The sequence below is a fragment of the Schaedlerella sp. genome, assembly GCF_056796775.1.
This window is the reverse complement of sequence record NZ_JBQIKP010000056.1, coordinates 1-21,823: the sequence shown is the minus strand read 5'-3', so window position 1 is coordinate 21,823 and position 21,823 is coordinate 1. Positions and strand designations below refer to the sequence as shown.

General features: G+C 51.1%; 17 protein-coding genes and 1 pseudogene. 13 read left to right on the top strand and 5 right to left on the bottom strand.

Features of this window, described 5'->3' with window-relative positions; genetic code table 11:
• Positions 1-55: 55 nt before the first annotated feature.
• Together yfcC and ACTOY7_RS18520 are read left to right on the top strand one after the other, a co-directional pair.
• Positions 56-1,567: a putative basic amino acid antiporter YfcC gene (yfcC, locus tag ACTOY7_RS18525; RefSeq protein ID WP_160280725.1), complete on the top strand. Its 1,512-nt coding sequence runs from the start codon at positions 56-58 to the stop codon at positions 1,565-1,567.
• 142 nt (positions 1,568-1,709) lie between these two features.
• On the top strand, positions 1,710-2,540 hold the full coding sequence (locus ACTOY7_RS18520; RefSeq protein WP_160280724.1) for an Mrp/NBP35 family ATP-binding protein: 831 nt from the start codon (positions 1,710-1,712) through the stop codon (positions 2,538-2,540).
• A 320-nt stretch (positions 2,541-2,860) separates the two neighbouring features.
• Here ACTOY7_RS18520 and ACTOY7_RS18515 read toward each other — a convergent pair whose 3' ends face one another.
• Positions 2,861-3,532: a YczE/YyaS/YitT family protein gene (locus tag ACTOY7_RS18515; RefSeq protein ID WP_160280723.1), complete on the bottom strand. Its 672-nt coding sequence runs from the start codon at positions 3,530-3,532 to the stop codon at positions 2,861-2,863.
• A gap of 300 nt (positions 3,533-3,832) precedes the next feature.
• On the opposite strand from ACTOY7_RS18515, the gene ACTOY7_RS18510 reads away from it, so the two are divergent.
• Positions 3,833-5,533, top strand: a complete 1,701-nt coding sequence (locus ACTOY7_RS18510) for a DUF4091 domain-containing protein (protein ID WP_394683267.1) — start codon at positions 3,833-3,835, stop codon at positions 5,531-5,533.
• Between the two features lie 9 nt (positions 5,534-5,542).
• Here ACTOY7_RS18510 and ACTOY7_RS18505 read toward each other — a convergent pair whose 3' ends face one another.
• Both ACTOY7_RS18505 and ACTOY7_RS18500 read right to left on the bottom strand, forming a co-directional pair.
• The gene (locus tag ACTOY7_RS18505; protein ID WP_160280721.1) at positions 5,543-6,031 is read right to left on the bottom strand and encodes a GNAT family N-acetyltransferase; all 489 of its coding nucleotides are present in this window, start codon (positions 6,029-6,031) and stop codon (positions 5,543-5,545) included.
• 10 nt (positions 6,032-6,041) lie between these two features.
• A complete protein-coding gene (locus tag ACTOY7_RS18500; RefSeq protein WP_160280720.1) occupies positions 6,042-6,782 on the bottom strand; it encodes a Fic family protein in 741 nt (246 codons plus the stop codon).
• Positions 6,783-7,105: 323 nt separating this feature from the next.
• Here ACTOY7_RS18500 and ACTOY7_RS18495 point away from each other — a divergent pair, with 323 nt between their 5' ends.
• Positions 7,106-7,750 (top strand): histidine phosphatase family protein, encoded by a 645-nt coding sequence (locus ACTOY7_RS18495; protein WP_160280719.1) that lies wholly within the window; start codon positions 7,106-7,108, stop codon positions 7,748-7,750.
• Positions 7,751-8,058: 308 nt separating this feature from the next.
• Here the strand turns inward: ACTOY7_RS18495 and ACTOY7_RS18490 are convergent, their stop codons facing one another.
• On the bottom strand, positions 8,059-9,693 hold the full coding sequence (locus tag ACTOY7_RS18490) for an ABC-F family ATP-binding cassette domain-containing protein (RefSeq protein ID WP_160280718.1): 1,635 nt from the start codon (positions 9,691-9,693) through the stop codon (positions 8,059-8,061).
• 338 nt (positions 9,694-10,031) lie between these two features.
• On the opposite strand from ACTOY7_RS18490, the gene ACTOY7_RS18485 reads away from it, so the two are divergent.
• The 9 genes from ACTOY7_RS18485 to ACTOY7_RS18445 all read left to right on the top strand — a co-directional run bounded on the left by ACTOY7_RS18485 (position 10,032) and on the right by ACTOY7_RS18445 (position 21,313).
• A complete protein-coding gene (locus tag ACTOY7_RS18485) occupies positions 10,032-10,889 on the top strand; it encodes a patatin-like phospholipase family protein (RefSeq protein WP_160280717.1) in 858 nt (285 codons plus the stop codon).
• Positions 10,890-10,977: 88 nt separating this feature from the next.
• Positions 10,978-13,104: a polyphosphate kinase 1 gene (gene ppk1, locus ACTOY7_RS18480; protein ID WP_482671350.1), complete on the top strand. Its 2,127-nt coding sequence runs from the start codon at positions 10,978-10,980 to the stop codon at positions 13,102-13,104.
• Positions 13,105-13,133: 29 nt separating this feature from the next.
• A complete protein-coding gene (locus ACTOY7_RS18475) occupies positions 13,134-14,183 on the top strand; it encodes an aldose epimerase family protein (RefSeq protein WP_160280715.1) in 1,050 nt (349 codons plus the stop codon).
• A 125-nt stretch (positions 14,184-14,308) separates the two neighbouring features.
• Positions 14,309-16,408 (top strand): DNA topoisomerase, encoded by a 2,100-nt coding sequence (locus ACTOY7_RS18470; RefSeq protein WP_482671349.1) that lies wholly within the window; start codon positions 14,309-14,311, stop codon positions 16,406-16,408.
• Between the two features lie 222 nt (positions 16,409-16,630).
• Positions 16,631-17,302: an acyltransferase gene (locus tag ACTOY7_RS18465; protein WP_160280713.1), complete on the top strand. Its 672-nt coding sequence runs from the start codon at positions 16,631-16,633 to the stop codon at positions 17,300-17,302.
• 127 nt (positions 17,303-17,429) lie between these two features.
• On the top strand, positions 17,430-18,335 hold the full coding sequence (locus tag ACTOY7_RS18460; RefSeq protein ID WP_482671352.1) for an NAD(P)-dependent oxidoreductase: 906 nt from the start codon (positions 17,430-17,432) through the stop codon (positions 18,333-18,335).
• A gap of 103 nt (positions 18,336-18,438) precedes the next feature.
• Positions 18,439-19,137 (top strand): ABC transporter ATP-binding protein, encoded by a 699-nt coding sequence (locus ACTOY7_RS18455; protein ID WP_160280712.1) that lies wholly within the window; start codon positions 18,439-18,441, stop codon positions 19,135-19,137.
• On the top strand, positions 19,134-20,711 hold the full coding sequence (locus ACTOY7_RS18450; RefSeq protein WP_482671348.1) for a putative ABC exporter domain-containing protein: 1,578 nt from the start codon (positions 19,134-19,136) through the stop codon (positions 20,709-20,711). The genes ACTOY7_RS18455 and ACTOY7_RS18450 overlap by 4 nt, the downstream gene beginning before the upstream one ends.
• A 125-nt stretch (positions 20,712-20,836) precedes the next feature.
• Positions 20,837-21,313 (top strand): methylglyoxal synthase, encoded by a 477-nt coding sequence (locus ACTOY7_RS18445; protein ID WP_160280710.1) that lies wholly within the window; start codon positions 20,837-20,839, stop codon positions 21,311-21,313.
• A gap of 212 nt (positions 21,314-21,525) precedes the next feature.
• Here the strand turns inward: ACTOY7_RS18445 and ACTOY7_RS18440 are convergent.
• Positions 21,526-21,823, bottom strand: a pseudogene (locus ACTOY7_RS18440) (tyrosine-type recombinase/integrase); the annotation flags it as partial.

The window sequence follows — 21,823 nt, the reverse complement described above, 5'->3', positions numbered from 1 at the left end:
TGAAAGAACAATGGAACAGTACGAAAGAAATTTTAAAATGAATGGAGAGTAATGGATGGAAACGAAAAAAGGAACGATACAGATGCCGCATACCTATGTGATCATTTTCTTTGTGATTTTATTTGCGGCGGTTTTGACGCTGTTTGTCCCGCTGGGGCAGTATGAGACAAAAGAGATCACTTATATGCAGAACGGGGAGGAGAAGACCAGGACTGTATTGGATCCGGAGAGCTTCCAGTATGTGACGGATGAGAACGGCAAAAAGATGACCCACACAGCCCCCATATTCGGAACCGAGGATTTCGGCGGACAGGGAATCCTGAACTATGTATTTGAGGGGCTGACTGTCGGGGATAAATGGGGTTCCGCAGTGGGGATTGTGGCATTTATCCTGGTCATCGGCGGAGCCTTCGGGATTGTGCTGAAAACAGGAGCCGTGGATCAGGGGATCCTGGCCATGATCGAAAAGACAAAGGGCACGGAAAAATATCTGATCCCCGTACTGTTTGTCCTGTTCTCTCTGGGAGGCGCGGTCTTTGGAATGGGCGAGGAGGCAATCCCCTTTGCAATGATCCTGGTGCCCATGTTCATTGCCATGGGGTATGATGCTGTCGTAGGAGTCTGCGTGACATACTGCGCAACTCAGATCGGATTCGGCGCTTCCTGGATGAATCCGTTCAGCCTGGCCATCGCGCAGGGGATCGCAGAGGTTCCGGTGCTTTCCGGCGCGGGCTTCCGTATCGTGCTCTGGTTTGTGTTTACGGGGATAGGGATGGCATTTACCATGGTCTATGCGGCCAAGATCAAAAAGGATCCCAGGATATCGGTTGCCTATGACAGCGACACCCGATACAGGGAGGAGTTTGAAGGAAACGATGAGAAAAAAGCGGACTTCCGGCTGGGCCACAAGCTGATTCTGCTGGTGATCCTGGCGACCATGATCTGGACGGTATGGGGCGTTGTGGCAAAAGGGTTCTATATTCCGGAGATTGCGTCGCAGTTCTTTGTAATGGGCCTGGTAGCTGGTATCATTGCCGTGATCTTCAGGCTGAATGATATGCGTGTCAATGATATTGCATCTTCATTCCAGAGCGGTGCGGCTGACCTGGTAGGGGCGGCGCTGGTTGTCGGCATGGCGCAGGGGATCATCATTATTTTGGGCGGAACGGATGCGTCCTCCCCTACGGTGCTCAATACGATCCTTCATGGGATCAGCAGCGGAATGCAGAATTTTCCGGCCGTGATCTCCGCATGGCTGATGTATGTTTTCCAGACCGTATTTAATTTCTTCGTAGTATCCGGCTCCGGACAGGCAGCGCTGACCATGCCGATCATGGCGCCGCTGTCAGACCTGGTGGGTGTGTCCCGGCAGACGTCCGTTCTGGCGTTCCAGCTGGGAGACGCGTTTTCCAATCTGATCGTGCCGACCTCCGGATGTCTGCTTGGTACACTCGGCGTTGCGAAGCTGGAATGGGGAAAATGGGCGAAGTTCCAGATTAAGATGCAGGGTGTTTTGTTTGCGGTAGCGTCTCTTGCCATGGTGATTGCGGTGCTGATCGGATTTTAAATAAGAATCGGGAAAATTTTAAGAAAATAGTGTCTATATGCGTAAATTCTGTTATAATAAGGGACAGGTTCAGATAAACCGAGGAGCAGAGGATTTATAGGAATCTATCACTATTTTAAAAAGAAAGTGCAGGTAAAAAGATATGGCAGAAGAAGTAAATAACGGCGGATGCACGGAGGAGTCCTGTGCGGGATGTGCGCATGCCGGAAGCTGTGAAAGCAAAAAAGAGGATCTGCGGGCTCCGGCCAACGCATATTCGAATGTAAAAAAGGTGATCGGGGTCATCAGCGGAAAGGGCGGCGTCGGAAAGTCCCTGGTAACCGCGTCCCTGGCGCGCATGATGAAGGAAAAAGGCTATAACGTAGGAATTCTGGACGCGGACATCACGGGACCGTCCATCCCCAAGATGTATGGAATCCACGAGCAGGCAAAGGGAACAGAGGAAGGGATCTATCCTTGTCTCGCAAAGGACGGGACAAGGATCATGTCCGTGAACCTGCTTCTGGAGGATGAGGACGCGCCGGTGATCTGGCGGGGACCGATCATTGCAGGTGTGGTGACTCAGTTCTGGTCGGACGTGATTTGGGATGACCTGGATTACCTGTTCGTGGATATGCCGCCTGGAACCGGGGATGTACCGTTGACCGTATTCCAGTCGCTTCCGGTAGACGGAGTAGTGATCGTGACCTCTCCTCAGGATCTGGTACAGATGATCGTCAAAAAGGCATATAACATGGCAAGGCAGATGAATATTCCGGTGCTTGGCATTGTGGAAAACTACAGCTATGTAAAATGCCCGGACTGCGGCAAAGAGCTGAGGATCTTCGGAGAAAGCCATATTGACGAGATTGCGGGAGAACTGGGCGTGCCCGTACTCGGCAGGATGCCGATTGATCCGGCGATTGCGGAAGTGGTGGAAGAAGAGCGGTTCTATGAAGCGAAGAATCCGTATCTGGATGAGGTAGAACTGTAAATATTTTGTTGTTTTGGGGAATGCCCTGCCGGTTTCGCTGGGCGTATAAAACCTTTACAGACAGCTATGTTCTGATAGGGCTGTCTGTAAAGGTTTTTTCAAAAAAATTGTGTTAAAAGCCTTAAACTACTATGAAGAGAAAAAGCTTTTTCAAATTCTCCCTCTATCAGCCGATTTAGTTTTTTCTTCTCAGCCTGTGTCAGTCTGGGGCGTTCTAAAAGAAATCCGAAGCGTCCGGCTTCTTCGCTGATGATACTTCCCAGCTGCGGGGCGGTTCGGAGGATGCCGTCAGGTTCAATCAGACTGCCGGGGGAGTTCATTCAGGTGTTTTGGACATTTGCGGAAGCTATGATCCACTCCACAATTCTCTCACTGTGGGGAAGGAAGATTCCAGCCACCGGGCCCACCAGCGCCGCGCATATGATCGTTCCAACCCCGACAGCCCCGCCCATCAGAAATCCGGCGGCTACAAAGCACACGTCCACCACAATACGGGTTATGCTGAATGACTGTCCCAGCTTATCGCTGATCACGATCGCTACCAGGTCATTGGGGCCGACGCCGGAATCAGATTTCATGACGATCGTCATGCCGAAAGCCAGGATCACGCAGCCGGCAGCCAGCACGAGGATCCGCGCCGCAAACGGATTGCCGGAATGGATGAGCCCTCCCAGAAGCAGGGTGAAAAAGTCAATGATCGGTCCGCCGCAGATCATGCACAGGACCGTACCGATCTTGATATAACTGCGGTCTGTGATCAGCAGTACCAGGATGATTAAAAAACAGATTGTCATATGTACCCGGCCGTGTGTAAGGACCGTCCATCCCGTCAGACTCTGAGCAGTCCGGAAAAGCCCCTGTATCAGCACATTGAAGGGGTCTGCGCCGAGGTCAGCCAAAAGGAACAGGGTGACGCCCAGATGAGCGATGGTCAGGCCGATGAATAAGATTACGATTCGCAGCAATATTTCTTTGAGAGTTCTTTTTTGCATGGCAGTGTCCTTTTTGCGTTAAAATGATTTTCCTACATTATATCGGCAAATCAACGCTCCGTCAATCTTTTAATTTTCGTAGAGTATTGACGTTACAGGTCACACCTTGACTAGGCGTGCCCTGTAACTCAGACCGTCATTTAAAATTGCCTACGGCAATGGACGGCCTGAATCCCAGCTTTTATGTGCATCCTCCTGACCAATCAGCGTAGTGATTGGTCAGTGTGTGACATGTAACGTATTGACACCTCTGCGTAAAATAGCTATGATATTTTCAAAGAATGGCAGGAGGAATCGAATATGGATGTTCAAGAGCATAGACTGCAGGTAAAGCTGGTTTCAGACATGGAAAAGGTTTTTCCGTCCCGAAAGCCTTCGGAGGACGGGGCTGTCAGCCGATTGACAGCCTTGAAAGGGGAGACGGTTTCATTTCAGATCGCGTACTATGGTGATGTAGGAAGAAAGCAGCGGGGGACAGCCCGAATCAAGGCACCGGACGGAATCAGGGTCAGGGTAAAAAAGGTGGGACTGGTACCCTGTGCCTACCCGTGCCACATGGAGAGGGACGAGGGATATCTGACTACAGAACCGGGGCTGTATCCGGACCTGCTGGAGGACTTGGGGGAATTTGGATTCCCAATCATTTCCGGCCAGTGGAGGAGCCTGTGGATCGATATCGAGACAACGGAAGATACGCCGGCCGGGGAATATCCGGTAAAAATCATTTTGGAAAGCCGGGTTCATGCGCCGGGGATGAGGCCATTGTCCGCAGAGGCGGACATGACTGCGGAGATATTAAACACGGCACTTCCGGAACTAAAGATCCGGCATACGGAATGGTTCCACTGCGATTGTCTGGCAGAATATTACGGTGTGGAAGTATTCAGTGAGAGGCATTGGGAGATCATAGAAAATTTTGTCCGTCACGCGGTCAAAAGGGGGTGTAATATGCTGCTTACGCCGGTATTTACGCCTCCTTTGGATACGGCTGTGAATGGGGAACGGCGCACCGTGCAGCTGGTGGATGTGACCGTGTCGGACCAGGGATATGAGTTTGGATATGACAGGTTCCGGCAGTGGGTGGAAATGTGCAGGCGCTGCGGGATCAGATATTTTGAAATCTCGCATCTGTTCAGCCAGTGGGGCGCGAAGGCGGCGCCGAAGATCATCGGCAGAGTCAACGGAGAGGAACGTAAAATCTTCGGATGGGAGACTGGAGCTGGCGGTGAGGAATACAGGAAATTTCTGCAGACGTTTCTTGTCTCCTTTACGGAAGAGATTGAACGGCTCGGCATAGGAAAGCAGTGTTATTTTCATGTATCAGACGAGCCGGAGGAAAAGGACCTGGAGTCCTACATCCATGCAAAAAATCTGGTAAAAGAATATCTGTCGGGATACCGTATGATAGATGCGCTTTCCGAGTACAGGTTTTATGAGCAGGGCGCTGTGGAGGAGCCGGTATGCGCCAATGACCATATAGAGCCATTTTTGAAGAACCGTCCGCCCAGGCTGTGGACGTATTACTGTACTGCCCAGCCTCTGGCGGTCTCCAACCGCTTTATTGCTCTGCCGGGATTCCGCACAAGGATCCTTGGTATTCAGCTCTATAAATATGCGGTCAGCGGTTTTCTGCATTGGGGATATAATTTTTACAACAGTGAATTTTCCCTGTATCCGATCGATCCGTACCAGTGCACCGACGCAGACGGGGCATTTCCGTCAGGAGATCCGTTTCTGGTATATCCGGGAAAGGACGGGAAGCCGGTGGATTCGATCCGCTCAATGCTGATGGAAAAGGCGATGGCGGACCTGTGCGCAATGGATCATCTGGAAAAACTGACGGACCGGGAAACTGTCATGAAATGCCTGATGGAAGAAGAACACGGGGAGATCACCTTCCGCGCCTATCCGCAGAAGGCATCCTATCTCGCGGAGGTCCGGGAAAACATCAATGCCGCGATTCGGGCGGCAATATCAAAGAATGCCCGGAAACTCCCATGACCCGGAAACCTATATGATCTTTTTCTGGTAGGCGATCCGTTCACTGCCGTCTTCGAGATAAATGATTCCGCACCGGGTAAACTGGCGTTTCTCTAATAAACGCTGCATCACCCGGTTGTCCCGGTGCGTATCAATCCTCAGGTTTCTGCACTGTGAGAGTGCCCAGTCGAGACAGAAGGAACCGGCGCCACGGATGGTGCCGTCCGAGGTGATGCGGTGGACGACGCCGTAAGGGGACTCATCCAGCCACTGCCCGTTGCAGATGCGGCGGTAGGAATTCTCTTCGCCGAATCGGTAATAAAATGCGGCGATTACCTTCTGCTGTTCCTCGCAGATATAGCTGCAGCCTTCTGCAATATCAGATTCCAGAAGAGTACGTGGCGGATAGGCGGTTCCCCACTGGGTCGGATTGCCGTGGGCGGCCATGAACCTGCGGGCATTGTCATACAGCCGCAGAAGGATGTCCAGGTCTGTCGGGGTTGCTTTTCTGATCTTCATAGGGCTCCTTTTATGCTATAAAATATCTGCATTTTTCAAAATAAAAATTCTGTTCTTTTCGGAAAAGCTCTGTCAGCCGGGAAATACCGTTCCCATCCTGATAAGCTTTCAAAGCATCCAGATATTCGTGTCTGTTTGCATCCTCGATGATCACGGGAATCATTTTTTGAATCAGGCATTCTCTGAAAAGAATCAATCTGCCGGTTCTTCCGTTTCCATCCTGAAAGGGATGTATGCTCTCATATCTTGCATGAAATTCTGCCAATACGGAAAGATCCTCTGCCTGGTTCTTATACCAATGCAGAAGCTGATTCATTTCATCAGCTACTTCATCCGGTCTTATGGTCTGATACATGCCGATCATGTTGGGGCGCTTTTTATAATCTCCGATTGCATATCCATTCGCGCGGTCTTCAAATACTCCGGATTTCAGTTCATAATGAAATTGTTTTATCAATCTCTGGGTCAGCGGTTCATTCAAAGTGTCCAGCATCCTATTGAACATCAGAAAGTGGCCGTTCATCTCCTCCACATCCTTTGCGCGGTAATAGTCCTCCGATCTGGGGAGCGTACCATGGTCAAACAGAGAAGCCGTCTGCTCCTCCGTAAGTGTGCTTCCTTCTATCTTGTTGGAGTTGTAGGCGAGCAGGCGCTGTGTATAAGCATATACTCCGGAACGGTCAAATTTTTGTCTCTCTATTTTAAATCTTTCCAACAAAAAAGTTAGAAAATCGTTATTGTAATCACACATAGTTTTCCTCTCATTGATATTGTCATTACAGAATCTGAATTATGATTCAGTATAGCATATCTCAAATAGTTTGTCTAGAAAAAACAAACATTAGTTCGTTCTTGCCGGCAAGATGTGACATGTAACGATCGCGATACTGTTTGGATTCAAATTGAGTTGAAAATATAAGTATAAACATATATACTATATAAAGTGAAGATATTGCGTGAAAGAATATAGATGAAATCTGCATTTTCAAAAAAGTGAACAGTATTTTTTCACGATAAGATCTAATAGAGATGTGTAGAATACTATAAAGCAACAGCAGACAAAGGGGACAAAAGATGAGATTATACATTGTACGACACGGAGAAACAGATTGGAATAAGGCGCGTAGGGTACAGGGCTTCTCGGACATTCCGCTGAATGAATACGGAAGGCATCTGGCACGCGAGACAGCGGAGGGGATGAAGGACATTCCCTTTGACCTTGCTTATACAAGCCCGCTGGTCCGGGCGCGTGAAACGGCCGAGATCATACTGGCGGGCAGGGATATCCCTCTCATCGAATCCAACGGGATCAAGGAAATGGGATTCGGAGAATATGAGGGCATGTGCATCAGCGGAAAAGAAAAAGCGCTGGAAAGTGAAGCGTTCAAAAAATTCTTTATCGATACGGGGAATTTTGTCCCGGCAAAGGGCGGGGAGAGTATAGCGGACATTATGGAGCGGACCGGACAATTCTTAAAAGAGCTGTGTGAAAATCAGGCGTTGCAGGGGAAGCAGATCCTGCTGTCCACACACGGCGCCGCCATGACCGCGTTGCTGAACCATATCCGGAGGAATCTGAACGCCGCGGATTTCTGGAAGTGGCAGGTTCCGGCGAATTGTGCGGTGACCACCGTTGACGTGAGGGATGGAGTGCCGGTGATCGCGGAAGAGAGCAAGGTCTATTATAAAGATCCTGTTAAACGGTGGAGTATAGAATAGGAGAAATAGTAAAAACTTTATTCATATATTGTGAGATGCAATATGGCAGCAAGTCTGACCGTGGATCTTGTATAATTTATATATAGATATTTTGTACAGAAATTAGTTGGGCCTTCGTGGCAAAAGTGTCAAAGGGAGAAATAACAGATTTGTCAGCAGTTGCGGAAAATTTTGATGACCATGACCAGAATACGGATTTTTTCTGTGTAAGGATAACTATGCCCTGGTTGGATCAGCATCCAGGGCATAGCATCGTACATTGTATCAAAAAATTTTCAGTGGCAGGATTTCTGGATAGAAAGCCTTACCTAATCTTCTTCTTCCACCTGTACCGTATACGTATGCCGTTTTCTCGCCATCTCGTCATTTGCCAGATATTCGTCGTAGGTCGTGATCTTGTCGATCAGCTTGCCCCCCGGTACGATCTCCATGATCCGGTTGGCTGTTGTCTGGACGATCTGATGGTCCCGGGAGGTGAACAGAAGCACACCCGGGAATTTGATCATCCCGTTATTCAGCGATGTGATCGCCTCCATATCCAGATGATTGGTGGGCTCGTCGAAGAGCAGCACATTGGCGCCGGAGATCATCATCTTGGACAGCAGGCACCGCACCTTTTCTCCTCCGGAAAGTACCTTCAGCCGCTTCACGCCGTCTTCTCCGCCGAACAGCATCCGGCCTAAGAAACCACGGACATAGGTGACATCCTTGTTCTCGGAATACTGGGTGAGCCATTCCGTGATGGTGTAATCGCTGTCAAATTCCTCTCCGAAATCCTTCGGGAAATACGCCTGGGAGGTAGTGATCCCCCACTTGTAGGTTCCCTCGTCCGGCTCCATCTCGCCGATCAGAATCTTGAACAAGACCGTCTTGGCAAGCTCATTGCTGCCCACAAAAGCTACCTTGTCATCGTGGCCCAGCGTAAAGGTCAGGTTGTCCAGGACCTTTTCTCCATCAATGGTCTTAGAAAGCCCTTCTACAGCCAGCACTTCATTGCCAATCTCACGGTTCGGCCGGAAGTCGATGTAGGGGTACTTCCGGCTGGACGGCTTGATTTCATCCAGCTGGATCTTTTCCAGGGCACGCTTCCTGGAGGTAGCCTGCTTGGACTTGGACGCGTTGGCACTGAACCGGGAAATAAATTCCTGCAGCTCCTTGATCTTTTCTTCCTTCTTTTTATTCGCTTCCTTCATCTGCCGGATAATGAGCTGGCTGGACTCATACCAGAAGTCATAGTTTCCGGCGTAGAGCTGGATCTTACCGTAGTCAATGTCCGCAATCTGGGTGCAGACCTTGTTCAGGAAATAACGGTCATGGGAAACCACGATCACCGTATTTTCAAAATTGATCAAAAATTCCTCCAGCCATGCGATGGCGTCCAGGTCCAAATGGTTGGTAGGCTCGTCCAGCAGCAGGATATCCGGGTTGCCGAACAATGCCTGCGCCAGCAGCACCTTGACTTTCTCCGGACCGGTCAGGTCCCTCACGGCTTTGTAATGAAGCTCCGTATCGATCCCCAAGCCGTTCAGCAGGGCGGCAGCGTCGGATTCCGCCTCCCAGCCGTTCATGGTAGCAAATTCCCCTTCCAGCTCGCTGGCCTTGATCCCATCCTCATCGGTGAAATCCTCTTTCGCATAGATGGCGTCTTTTTCCTTCATGATCTCATAAAGGCGGGCATTTCCCATAATGACCGTGTCCAGAACGGGATATTCGTCGTACTTGGACTGGTCCTGCTGCAGGAAGGAGAGACGTTCTCCCGGAGTAATGGCGATCTCCCCGTTGGTCGGCTCGAGCTGCCCGGACAGGATCTTCAAAAAGGTAGACTTTCCCGCGCCGTTGGCGCCGATGATGCCGTAGCAGTTTCCTTCGGTGAATTTGATGTTCACATCTTCAAATAATGCTTTTTTTCCAACTCTTAATGTAATATTATTTGCACTGATCATACTGTAAACCCTCTGCTTTTCTAAATCTTTATCAGGCGGGATCCGCCCGCGTGTTTTACTGTCACTTCCTCTATATTATACATAAAACCTTTTGTTTTTCAAGGAAAATCATCGCGCCATTTACAATTTCAATAAAAAGGTCTACTTAAAGGAGGGATTGTGTGCTATAATTGGAAGAAATTGATTCGGGATCAGCAGAAAAATGACAGATACAGACGAGTCAGGAGATGTCAGATGTTTTACGCGGATCCTGAATCCTACATATGAAAAGAGGCGTCTTGCAGATAAAAAACGAAGAGAGAATAAAACAGTAAAATGATCAGAAGCGAGGTTTTAATATGCAGAAAGCAACAATGATCCTGGAGGGCGGGGCGACAAGAGGGGTATTTACCTCAGGAGTCCTGGATTATCTGATGGAGCAGGAACTTTATATATCCCACGTCATCGGCGTGTCCGCAGGCTCCTGCAACGCGGTGGATTATGTGTCAAGACAGCCCGGCAGGACAAGGGATTGTATGATCCTGACAGACAAAAAGGATGATTATGTCCACGGGTTCCGGAAGGCGATCAAGGAAAAAAGTCTTATGAATATGGATATGATCTTTGACACCTATCCCAATGAGACATTTCCCTTTGATTTTGAGACGTATTTCCAGTCGGAGATAAAGTGCGAGATCGTAGCGACGAACTGCCTCACCGGAAAGGCGGAATATCTGGATGAACGGCAGGACAGGGCGAGGCTGATGAAGCTATGCAGGGCATCCTGCAGTATGCCGCTTTTGACCCCCATCGTGAGGGTGGACGGGGTTCCCTATCTGGACGGCGGCCTGGCGGATTCGGTGCCTATCCAGCGGGCGCTGACCTATGGGAACCGGAAGATCGTGGTGATCCTGACCCGGAATCCGGGATACCGGAAAAAGAGGGTGTCTAAGGGGATGGCAAGGGTCTACCGGGAGGCGTACCGGTCTTATCCTGCTCTGCTGAGGGCCATCATGACAAGGAGTCTGTATTATAACCGCACGATGGAACAGATCGAACGCCTGGAAGAGGAAGGCAGGATCTTCGTCCTGCGGCCCCAGGTGAAAACGGTGTCCCGGCTGGAGCGCAATGCAGAGATCCTGACAGGCTTTTACGAGCACGGCTATCACCTGATGGCGCGGGAATATGACCGCCTGACGGAATATTTGGAGAGATAAATTCTGCACAAGGAAGAATATCTGTCCTGCAATCATGGACGCATATCGTCCGATCAGGCAGGATTTATGAAACCAGGAGGAAAAGAAGATGAGCAAGGAAAAAATGAACTACACACAAAACAGGGAATTGTCCTGGCTGCGGTTTAACCAGCGGGTCCTGGAGGAGGCACGGGACGAGAGCGTGCCGCTTCTGGAGCGGATGAAGTTCGTCTCCATCTTTACCAGCAACCTGGACGAATTTTTTATGATCCGGGTCGGCAACCTCTTAAACATGGCGGCCGTGGACAACAAAAAGGTGGATCTGAAATCCGGGATGACGCCGGGGGAGCAGCTTAAGGCGATCTACGGCGCGGTGGCGCCCCTTTACAAGGAGCGGGATAAGACCTATTCGGAGATCAAGAAACAGCTTTCCACCTATGGGATTAGCAGCATGGGCTTCAAGGAGCTGGAGCCCCAGGAAAAGAAGTTTATTAAAAAATATTTTAAGGAACAGGTCTTGCCGGTGCTTTCCCCGCAGATCGTGGATGTGAACCATCCGTTCCCCCACCTGCTTAATAAGGAAGTCTACATTGTGGCGAATCTCAAGCTGGATGACCGGACTATGATGGGGATCGTTCCGATTCCCCAGTTCGTGCCCAAGATCGTGTACCTTCCGGGACATGATGTGCGTTATATTCGCGTCGAAAAGGTGATCCTGGAATACATGGAGCTGATCTTCGGTCAGTACCAGGTGTCCGATAAAAATTATATCTGCGTCACACGGAACGCCGACATCTCTCCGGACGATGATTCCTATGCGGACAATGATGACTTCCGTTTCGTGATGCAGAAGGCGCTGCACAAGAGAAGAAGGATGGCAGTGGTCCGCCTGGAGGTGGCAAGCCCCCTTGGAAAAGAGATGGAGAAGTTTTTCTGTGAGAAGTTCAACGTCACCCAAGAATGCATTTTCCGGACCAAGATGCCCATGACGCTGGATTTCGTGTTCTCTGTGATCGAGAAGGTGCCAGATTCCATGAAACGCTCCCTGACGGATGAGACCTTTGTTCCTCAGCCGTCGGCATCGGTGGCGGAGGGCAGCGTGATGGCCCAGGTGAAGCGCCGGGACATCCTCCTTTCCTACCCCTATGAGAGTATGGAGCCGTTCCTGCAGCTGATCCGTGAAGCGTCGGTGGATCCCGATGTCATGACCATCAAGATCACCATTTACCGGCTGGCGAAGAAGACCAGGCTGGTGGAATATCTGTGTGCCGCCGCGGAAAACGGCAAGGAGGTCACAGCCCTGATCGAGCTGCGCGCGCGGTTTGACGAGCAGAACAACATCGACTGGGCAGAGCGTATGGAAGAGGCAGGCTGCCGAGTGATCTACGGCTTCGAGGGGTATAAGGTCCACTCCAAGATCTGCCTGATCACCTACCGCAGCCGCAACGAGATCCGCTATATTACCCAGATCGGAACCGGCAATTACAACGAAAAGACGGCGAAAATGTATACCGACTTTTCTCTTATGACAGCCAACCAGGCGATCGGGGAGGACGCGGCGGTCTTTTTCAAAAATATGGCCATCAGCAACCTCCACGGCGCATACCAGCATCTGATCGTGTCTCCTACCAGCTTAAAGCAGAAGGTGCTGATGCTGATTGATGAGGAAATCAAGAAAGGAACCTCGGGAAGAGTCCTGATGAAAATGAATTCCGTTACGGATATTGATTTTATCCGGAAGGTGGCGGAGGCGTCCAGGGCCGGCGTGAAGATCGACCTGATCGTGCGGGGAATCTGCTGTGTGCTGCCGGGCATTCCGGGAGAAACGGAGAACCTCACCGTGACCAGCATCGTAGGCCGCTACCTGGAGCACCCCAGAGTATTTGTCTTTGGATCCGGGGATGAGAAGAAGGTGTACATCGGCTCTGCGGACATGATGACCCGGAACACGGAAAAGCGTGTGGAGGTGGCCTGCCCGATCTACGACCCGGCCATCAAAAAACAGCTTGTGCGGTATCTGGCGATTATGCTTGCGGACAATGTAAAAGCAAGGGTCATGACCAGCGACGGAACGTACCAGAAAAAGAAGGGCGGGGAGCGGAAAATCTGCGCCCAGGAGATTTTCATGAAGGAAGCGCTCCACGCGAAACGGCCGGAACGGATTGAGGAAAGGAAGTCCCTTTTGTCCAGGCTGCGTGACGCTGTGCCCGTAGTTCAGATCAAAAAGAGAAAATAGCAGATAAAACAAGTATAGGAGGAAAACAGATGAAACCAATCAAGATCAGTGCATTTGGAACAGTAAAAGACGGGAAGGAAGCAAAGCTGTACACTCTGACGAATGATGCCGGGATGTCGGCGGAATTTACGGATTACGGCGCTTCGCTGGTGAGGCTGTTTGTGCCGGACCGGGAAGGGCGGCTTCGGGACGTGGTATTGGGTTATGAAAACGCAGCCGGATATGAGGCAGGCACAGAATCCATCGGCGCGCCGGTGGGCCGTAACGCGAACCGGATCGGAGGGGCTTCCTTTGAACTAAACGGCGTGACCGTTTCCCTGACTGCCAATCAGAACAGCAACAATCTGCACAGCGGACCGGACGTCTATAACAAGCGTTTCTGGGAAGCAGAGGAGATCGCGGATGATCATTTGACCTTCCTGCTGCACAGTCCGGACGGGGATCAGGGATTTCCCGGGGCGCTGGATATGAAGATCACATGTACCCTGACAGAGGAGAATGAGCTCCGGTTTACATACGATGCGGTTCCGGATGCGGATACGGTCATCAACATGACAAACCACAGCTATTTTAATCTGAATGGACATGACAGCGGAAATATCCTTTCTCATGAGGTGACCCTGGATGCGGATGCATTTACTCTCACAGACGCGGATTCCATCCCTACGGGAGAGTTCATGGATGTGGCAGGCACGCCCATGGATTTTAGGAACGGGCGTGTGATCGGTGACGAGATCGACTCTGACTTTGAAGCAATCCGTCTGGGAAGGGGCTATGACCACAACTGGGTATTGAAAAATGGCGGAAAGTTTGGTAAAGTAGCGGAGGCGGCCGCGCATGAAAGCGGTATCGTCATGGACGTGTATACAGACCTGCCAGGCATTCAGGTGTATACAAGCAATTTCCTGGATCAGGAAACCGGAAAAGACGGGGCGGTGTATCCGTACCGTGCTGCGGTCTGCTTTGAGACCCAGTATTTTCCGGACGCTGTCCATCATGAGAATTTTCCAAGCTCTGTCTGCAGGGCAGGGCATGCTTATCACACGGTGACGGCGTACCGTTTCCGCAGGGAAGGATAATTCCAGGGAATCGGCGCAGTCCGGAGATTCCGGTGTTCCATGCGGCTGGCGCAATACTTACGGCGGATTTCATCGGCGTGAATAGATCAGAATTGATTATAATAAGGAACGGGTAGTATAAATCTATGGGGAAAGCAGTATATATAGCAGAGAAACCAAGTGTTGCGCAGGAATTTGCCAAGGCTTTAAAATTGAACGTACGGCGCGGTGACGGCTATCTGGAGGCGGAGAACGCCATCGTGACCTGGTGCGTCGGGCATCTGGTGACGATGAGCTATCCGGACAAATATGACCCTGCATTGAAAAGGTGGAGTCTGGATACTCTGCCTTTTCTGCCGGAGGAGTTCCGGTATGAGGTGATCCCGGCTGTGGAAAAGCAGTTTCGGACCGTCAGCGGGATTTTGAACCGGGAGGATGTGGAGCGAATCTATGTGTGCACTGACTCCGGACGGGAAGGGGAATACATCTATCGGCTGGTGGAGCAGGAAGCCCATGTGCAGGGAAAGGAGCGCAGGCGGGTATGGATTGATTCCCAGACCGAGGAGGAGATCCTGCGGGGGATCCGGGAGGCAAAGGAGCTGTCGGAATACGACAACTTAAGTGCCTCCGCCTACCTGCGCGCAAAAGAGGATTATCTGATGGGGATTAACTTTTCCCGTCTGCTGACCCTAAAATACGGGGACAGCGTTTCCAATTATCTCCGAGCGAAGGATCGACCGGCGATTTCCGTGGGCCGGGTGATGACCTGCGTGCTGGGGATGGTGGTGCGCAGGGAGCGGGAGATTCGGGATTTTGTGAAAACGCCCTTCTACCGTGTACTGAGTACGATCCAGGTCAGCGGCCAGACCTTTGAAGGGGAATGGAAGGCGGTCCAGGGCTCCCGGTGGTTTGAGTCCTTTGACCTGTATAAGGAAAATGGATTCAAGACCCGGGAAAAGGCGGAGGAGCTGATCGCGTACCTGACGGACGGGCAGGGGGCCGCAGAAACTTACGCAGGCCAGGAATTGCCGAAAGATCAGGCTGCGCCGGGGAAGAGCGGCGGGGCTTCGGCAGGCGCGCGGCACACGCTCACCTGCCAGGTGGCTTCCATCGAAAAGAAAAAGGAGAAGAAAAATCCGCCTCTCCTCTACAATCTGGCAGAGCTGCAGAATGACTGCTCCAAGCGGTTTAAGATCAGTCCCGATGAGACGCTGCGGATCGTGCAGGAGCTGTATGAGAAAAAGCTGGTTACCTATCCCCGTACCGATGCCCGTGTGCTGTCCACAGCGGCAGCAAAGGAGATCAGCCGCAATCTGAACGGGCTTTCCAAATACCAGATGGCAACGCCCTATCTACAGGATATCCTGCAGTTCGGAAGCCATAAGAACCTGGCAAAGACCCGGTATGTGAATGACAAGCAGATCACGGATCATTATGCCATCGTACCCACCGGGCAGGGACTGCAGAGCCTGGGCTCTGTCTCGGACATGTCCCGGAAGATCTACGACTGCATCGTACGCCGCTTTCTGAGCATTTTCTATCCGCCGGCAGTGTATCAGAAGGTATCCATCGTAACAAAGATCAAAGAGGAAAGCTTTTTTTCCAGCTTCAAGGTACTGGCGGAGGAGGGTTATCTCAAAGTGTCAGGCATTCCCCAGGCGAAAAAAACGGCAAAAGAGGACGGGGGAGCAGAGGGAGACGGGGGCGAGAAGCAGAACGTGGACCGGGATCTGTTCCAGGCGGTCCAGGGGATCCGGAAAGGGGCCGTGCTCCCGGTAGAACGGCTGGAGATCAGAGAGGGGGAGACTACGCCGCCGAAGCGGTATAACTCCGGCTCCATGATCCTGGCCATGGAGAACGCGGGACAGCTCATTGAGGATGAAGAGCTCCGGGCCCAGATCAAGGGCAGCGGGATCGGGACCAGCGCCACCCGGGCGGAGATCTTGAAAAAGCTGATGAATATTCAGTATCTGGCGTTAAATAAAAAGACCCAGATCATTACCCCCACTCTGCAGGGAGAGATGATCTATGATGTGGTGGATCATTCCATCCGGCCTCTCTTGAACCCGGAGCTGACGGCAAGCTGGGAAAAGGGGCTGTCCTATGTGGCGGAGGGAGAGATCACGCCGGAGGAATACATGCAGAAGCTGAGCCAGTTTATCGTCAGAAGAACGGATGCGGTGAAGAACCTCCGCAACCAGTTCCAGCTCAGGGCCTGCTATGACCAGGCATCGCAATTTTACTAACCTGTACGGTTGCAATCCGAACTATCAGTTTTATGCAATTTATTGCAATAAAACTGATAGCTCGGATTAGCAACCTACGCATGAATGAGCAAAATGCGGCTGCATCAGCAGACGCGAGAGTGCAATAGCATGGATTTTGCGAATGAATGCGCAGGTTGGATGATCTTTAGATCATCCAACCGTACAGGTGGCAATTTTATAAACAATCATAAGGAGATCACTATGAAAGCATTAACCGTACAGGAACTTTACACTTTAGAGGAAACCATTGCGGCAACCCTGTTTGACGGGGTCACCTATCCGTGGGAGGTGCTCCCCAGGATCAGCGCGTTTATCCTGGAGCTTGGAGCCACGCTTTCACCGGAGGAGTATGAGAGACGGGGAGAGAATATCTGGATCGCCAGGTCGGCGAAGGTGGCGCCCACCGCATTTATCAACGGTCCGGCCATCATCGGAAAGGATGCGGAGGTCCGCCACTGCGCGTTTATTCGGGGAAATGCCATTGTGGGAGAAGGCGCGGTAGTAGGAAATTCTACAGAGCTGAAAAATGTGATTCTGTTCAATAAGGTGCAGGTTCCCCATTATAATTATGTGGGCGATTCCATTTTGGGCTATAAGGCTCATATGGGCGCAGGCTCCATTACCTCCAATGTAAAGTCGGATAAGAAGCTGGTGGTGGTGAAGGCTTTGGATGAAAGGATTGAGACCGGGATGAAAAAGTTCGGCGCCATGCTGGGAGACGAGGTGGAGGTAGGCTGCGGCAGCGTCCTCAATCCGGGAACCGTTATCGGGGCGCATACGAATATCTACCCGCTGTCCTCGGTCCGGGGATTTGTTCCCGGCGGCAGCATCTACAAGAAGCAGGGAGAGATTGTGGAAAAAGCAGAGGACTGATGGCTACTGACCCAGAGAAGGCAGACAGGGCGGCAGGACCTCTCGAAGAGCGGTTTGTGTGAGAGCAGTGGTCGTTTGAAAGAAGGCAGTTTATATAGAAAATACGGAGGGCAGAACATTGGGAGAGATACAAAGTATTGGATTTATCGGCGTGGGGATCATGGGAAAATCCATGGTGCGCAATTTGATGAAGGCAGGCTTTGACCTGCACATCTATGCAAGGACCAGATCCAAGGTGGAGGATGTGATCGGCGAGGGCGCGGTGTTTCACGAAAGCATTGCGGACTGTGTAAAAGATCGGGACGCGGTGATCACCATCGTGGGATTTCCGCAGGACGTGGAAGAGGTTTATTTTGATGAGGGAAATATCCTGGACCATGTAAAAGAGGGAGTTTATCTGATCGACATGACGACCACCAGCCCCCAGCTTGCGGAAAAGATCTATCAGGAGGGCGGCAAAAAGGGCTGTCATGTTCTGGACGCGCCGGTGACCGGGGGAGATACCGGGGCGAAAGCAGGGACCCTCTCCATTCTGGTGGGCGGTGATCAGGCAGACTTTGAAGCCTGCATGCCTCTTTTTGAGGCCATGGGGACCAACATCAATTATCAGGGAAAGGCGGGCTGTGGACAGCACTGCAAGCTGGCCAACCAGATCATGATCGCCGGAGCGCTCTCAGGCGTATGCGAGGCCATTGCCTATGCCAGGGAAAAAGGACTGGATCCGGACACGCTGCTGCGATCGGTATCCGCAGGCGCGGCGGGCAGCAGACAGTTGGACAGCCTGGGACCCAAGATCGTGAAGGAGGACTTTGCGCCGGGATTTTTTATGAAGCATTTTATCAAAGACATGCGGCTGGCCCTGATCGAGGCTAATATGAGCGGACTTTCACTTGACGTTTTAAGCACCGTGCTTGCAGGCTGTGAGGAATTGGAAGCGGAAGGCATGGGCGATCTGGGAACTCAGGCGCTGATCCGGTATTACGATCCTATTGAAATCGAAGATGAGGAGTCGGAAAATGCGGAAGAACTGTAAAATTCAGGCGGGCCGGCAGGCATGACTGTCCCCGCAGGGAGGGATATTTCCTCTGTGTACAGCGGGAAATTGCGGCAGATAGATAAAGAAGGCGGAAGAAATCATGTTAGAGATTCAGGAATTGAGTAAATCATACGGAAAGCATCTGGCTGTGGATAAGGTCAGCTTTTTCGTGCCGGACGGCCAGGTGGGGATCCTGCTTGGCCCCAACGGCGCCGGAAAATCCACGATCATCAAAAGTATTGCAGGGCTCCTGCGGTATCAGGGCAGGATCGGGATCCAGGGAATGTCTTCCAGGTCATTGGAGGCGAAGAAGATCTTCGGATATGTGCCGGAGATCCCGGCCATGTTTGACGCCCTGACGGTTCGGGAGCATGTGGAATATATCCGGAAGGCATATTCCAGTACTATTACGGACGAAGAGGTACAGACATTATTTGAGCGCTTTGAACTGGCCGACAAGCAGGATAAGCTGGGGAATGAACTGTCTAAGGGAATGATGCAGAAGGTCAGCATCTGCTGCGCCCTGGCCATCAAGCCCCGGGTGATCCTGCTGGACGAGCCCATGGTGGGGCTGGATCCCCAGGCCATCAAGGAACTGAAAAAGGTAGTGCTGGAGCTGCGGGACCAGGGAGTGACCGTGCTGATCAGCACCCATATGCTGGAGATGGTGGAGGAGCTGTGGGACGTCATGTTCGTGATGGATCAGAGCCATATCATCGGTTCCTATCGAAAAGAGGACGTCGGGGAAAAGGATCTGGACGACCTGTTCTTTGAGATGACGGGCGGTGAGAAGCGATGAGGGCATTGTTATATCTGACCTGGCGGTCTTTTGTCAATAACGTAAAGCGGGCGCTGAAAAAACCGGTCACTTTGATCCTCATCATTTTACTCGGGGTTTACGCGGTCTATGTCCTGTTTATGGTGGGAAAGCTGGTGACGGAGCTGCGGTTTGATTCCGCGGACGGCCTGATCGCTCTGGTCTCCGTGTGGACGATCTACATTTTCCTGTCGGATTTTCTCGCTTATTCATCCAGAAAAGGAGTCATATTTCGGCAGGCGCATCCGCATTTTGTGTTTCCGGCCCCGATCAGCCCAAAGCTGATCCTGATCCACAGCGCCTGGATGAACTATCTGACCTCAGTGGTCGTCAGTCTGCTGTTCGTGCTGGCCGGGGTGACCGTATTCAGTGTGGAGCCCTGGAGAATGGCGCTGTTCTTCATTGTGGGGTGCATCCTGGAGCTTTTGCTGGAAGTCAGCGTGATGGTATTCATGTATACAAATGAAACGCTGCCGGAACGGTTCATGAAAGGACTGAGTCTGGGGATCAAAATCTTTCTCGGAGCAATGACTTTGTTTCTTGTTCTGTATTTCCGCCGGGAGGGCTTCAGCCTGGCGACGGTTTCCGCCTTCTTTGACTGGCCGGGACTGCAGATGATCCCCGTAGTGGGCTGGAATATTGCGGCTTACCGGTTGATCCTGACGGGCCCCACGAACCTGAATATGGTCTGTACGGCTCTGTATGTCTGTACGGTGGCAGCCGCGTTTCTGACGGCGAAGCATATGCGCTGCGAAGGAGCCTATTATGAAGACGCGGCGAAATTTGCGGATGATTACGCGGAGATGAAGCGGAAGCAAAACAGCGGTGAGATGGTCACCGGCATCGGGGAGAAGAAACGGAAGTTCCGCCGGATCTCGGGGGATTACCGGGCAAGCGGAGCGAAGGCGGTCTTTTACCGGCAGCTTCTGGAATACAAAAAGGAACGGTGGTTTATTTTTACCAAGGCTACTGTCATCAACCTGGTAGCCTCCGCGGTCATGGCGTTCGCCCTCAGGCAGAACGTTGGACGGACAGAGGTTCCCCAGCTTTTTCTGCTGGGAATGACGGCTTACATGACACTGGTATTTTCGGGAATCACGGGAAAATGGGAAACGGAGCTGAAAAGCCCCTATCTGTTCCTGATTCCGGATACGCCTTTTAAAAAGCTCTGGTATGCGACACTGATGGAGCATGTAAAAGCATTTGTGGACGGGATCGTGCTCTGCGTCCCCATGGGGGCGGTGTGGGGCGTATCTCCGGGGCTGATCCTGATGACGATCCTGATCTATACGGTGCTGCAGGCAAATAAGATGTATACCAGGGTGGTTGCCCAGTGCCTGGTCGGGGATTTCCTGGGAAAGACCGGGCAGGATATCATCCGGATGCTCCTCCAGATGTTTATCATCGGGATCGGGGGGATGGCTGCGGTTGCGGCGGGGATACTGATCCACGTCAATTTGGTCTTTCCAATCATCCTGTTTTATAGTATCATAGTAACTGCGGTGATGGGGGCGCTGGCGTCTGTCCGGTTTGATACCATGGAACAGATGAACTGACAGATTGGAAAATGATGGAAAATGATGGAACGGGAATTGCCCGCATGGAAAATCTGCTTCGCAGATGGCGGGCAAGATGGCAATCACTTGCCGCGCAAGTGGTTACATAAAAGGAGGTATTCAAAATGTTAAATGAAAATTTTGTAACAATGGAGATCGGCAAGGCTAAGAACATTGCTTTGGTGGCACACGATGGTAAGAAGCAGGAGCTGGTGGACTGGTGCGATAAGAATAAAGAGATCCTGAAAGGACATTTCCTCTGCGGCACCGGGACGACGGCAAAGCTGATCGCGGAAAAGACGGGGCTGCCGGTAAAGGGCTATTGCAGCGGTCCGCTGGGCGGCGACCAGCAGATCGGCGCGAAGATCGTGGAGGGGAAGATTGATTTTATGATCTTTTTGTGGGATCCGCTGGAAGCACAGCCTCATGATCCGGATGTAAAGGCGCTGCTGCGTATTGCGGTGGTGTATGATATCCCGATCGCGAACAATCTGGCGACAGCGGACTTTATGCTGAGCTCGAAGTACATGAGCGAGCCGTACAGCCGGAAGATCGAGAATTTCAACAAGACCATTCAGGACCGGGTTGAAAGGATGAAATAGAGATATTCGAGGGAAACAGTATGGGTTGACACGGAGGAAACTTTGAACACATTGTAATTCTAAGAAATAGCGTATTTACAGCGTTTGTTCAATGTTAAAGATTGTGTAAAATGCTGTTAGATTGCATAGATAATACACACATAATACACAAATTTGAATAGCAAAAAGGCTATACCAGGAAAGTATTTTTTTGATTCCGGTATAGCCTTTTTTTATTTGATTTTCTGAATTTCACGATGCAGATCTTCGATGCTCCTATGGGTATATATTTTTTCTGTAATGTCCTCTACTGCATGACCAACAATTAGTTTTAAGATATATTCGTTTACACCTGCAGTTTTTGCCAGAGTAATGAAAGAGTGCCGGGTATCGTGCGGCTTATGCGTCATGTTCAATCGTTTCATTATTTTCCTGAAAGTCGAATAATAGTCACTAAATACTGATTCTACCGAATTAAAAAAGCGATAAAAACCTTGAAAATACGGCCCTTTTCCTTTGAAAAAATACTTA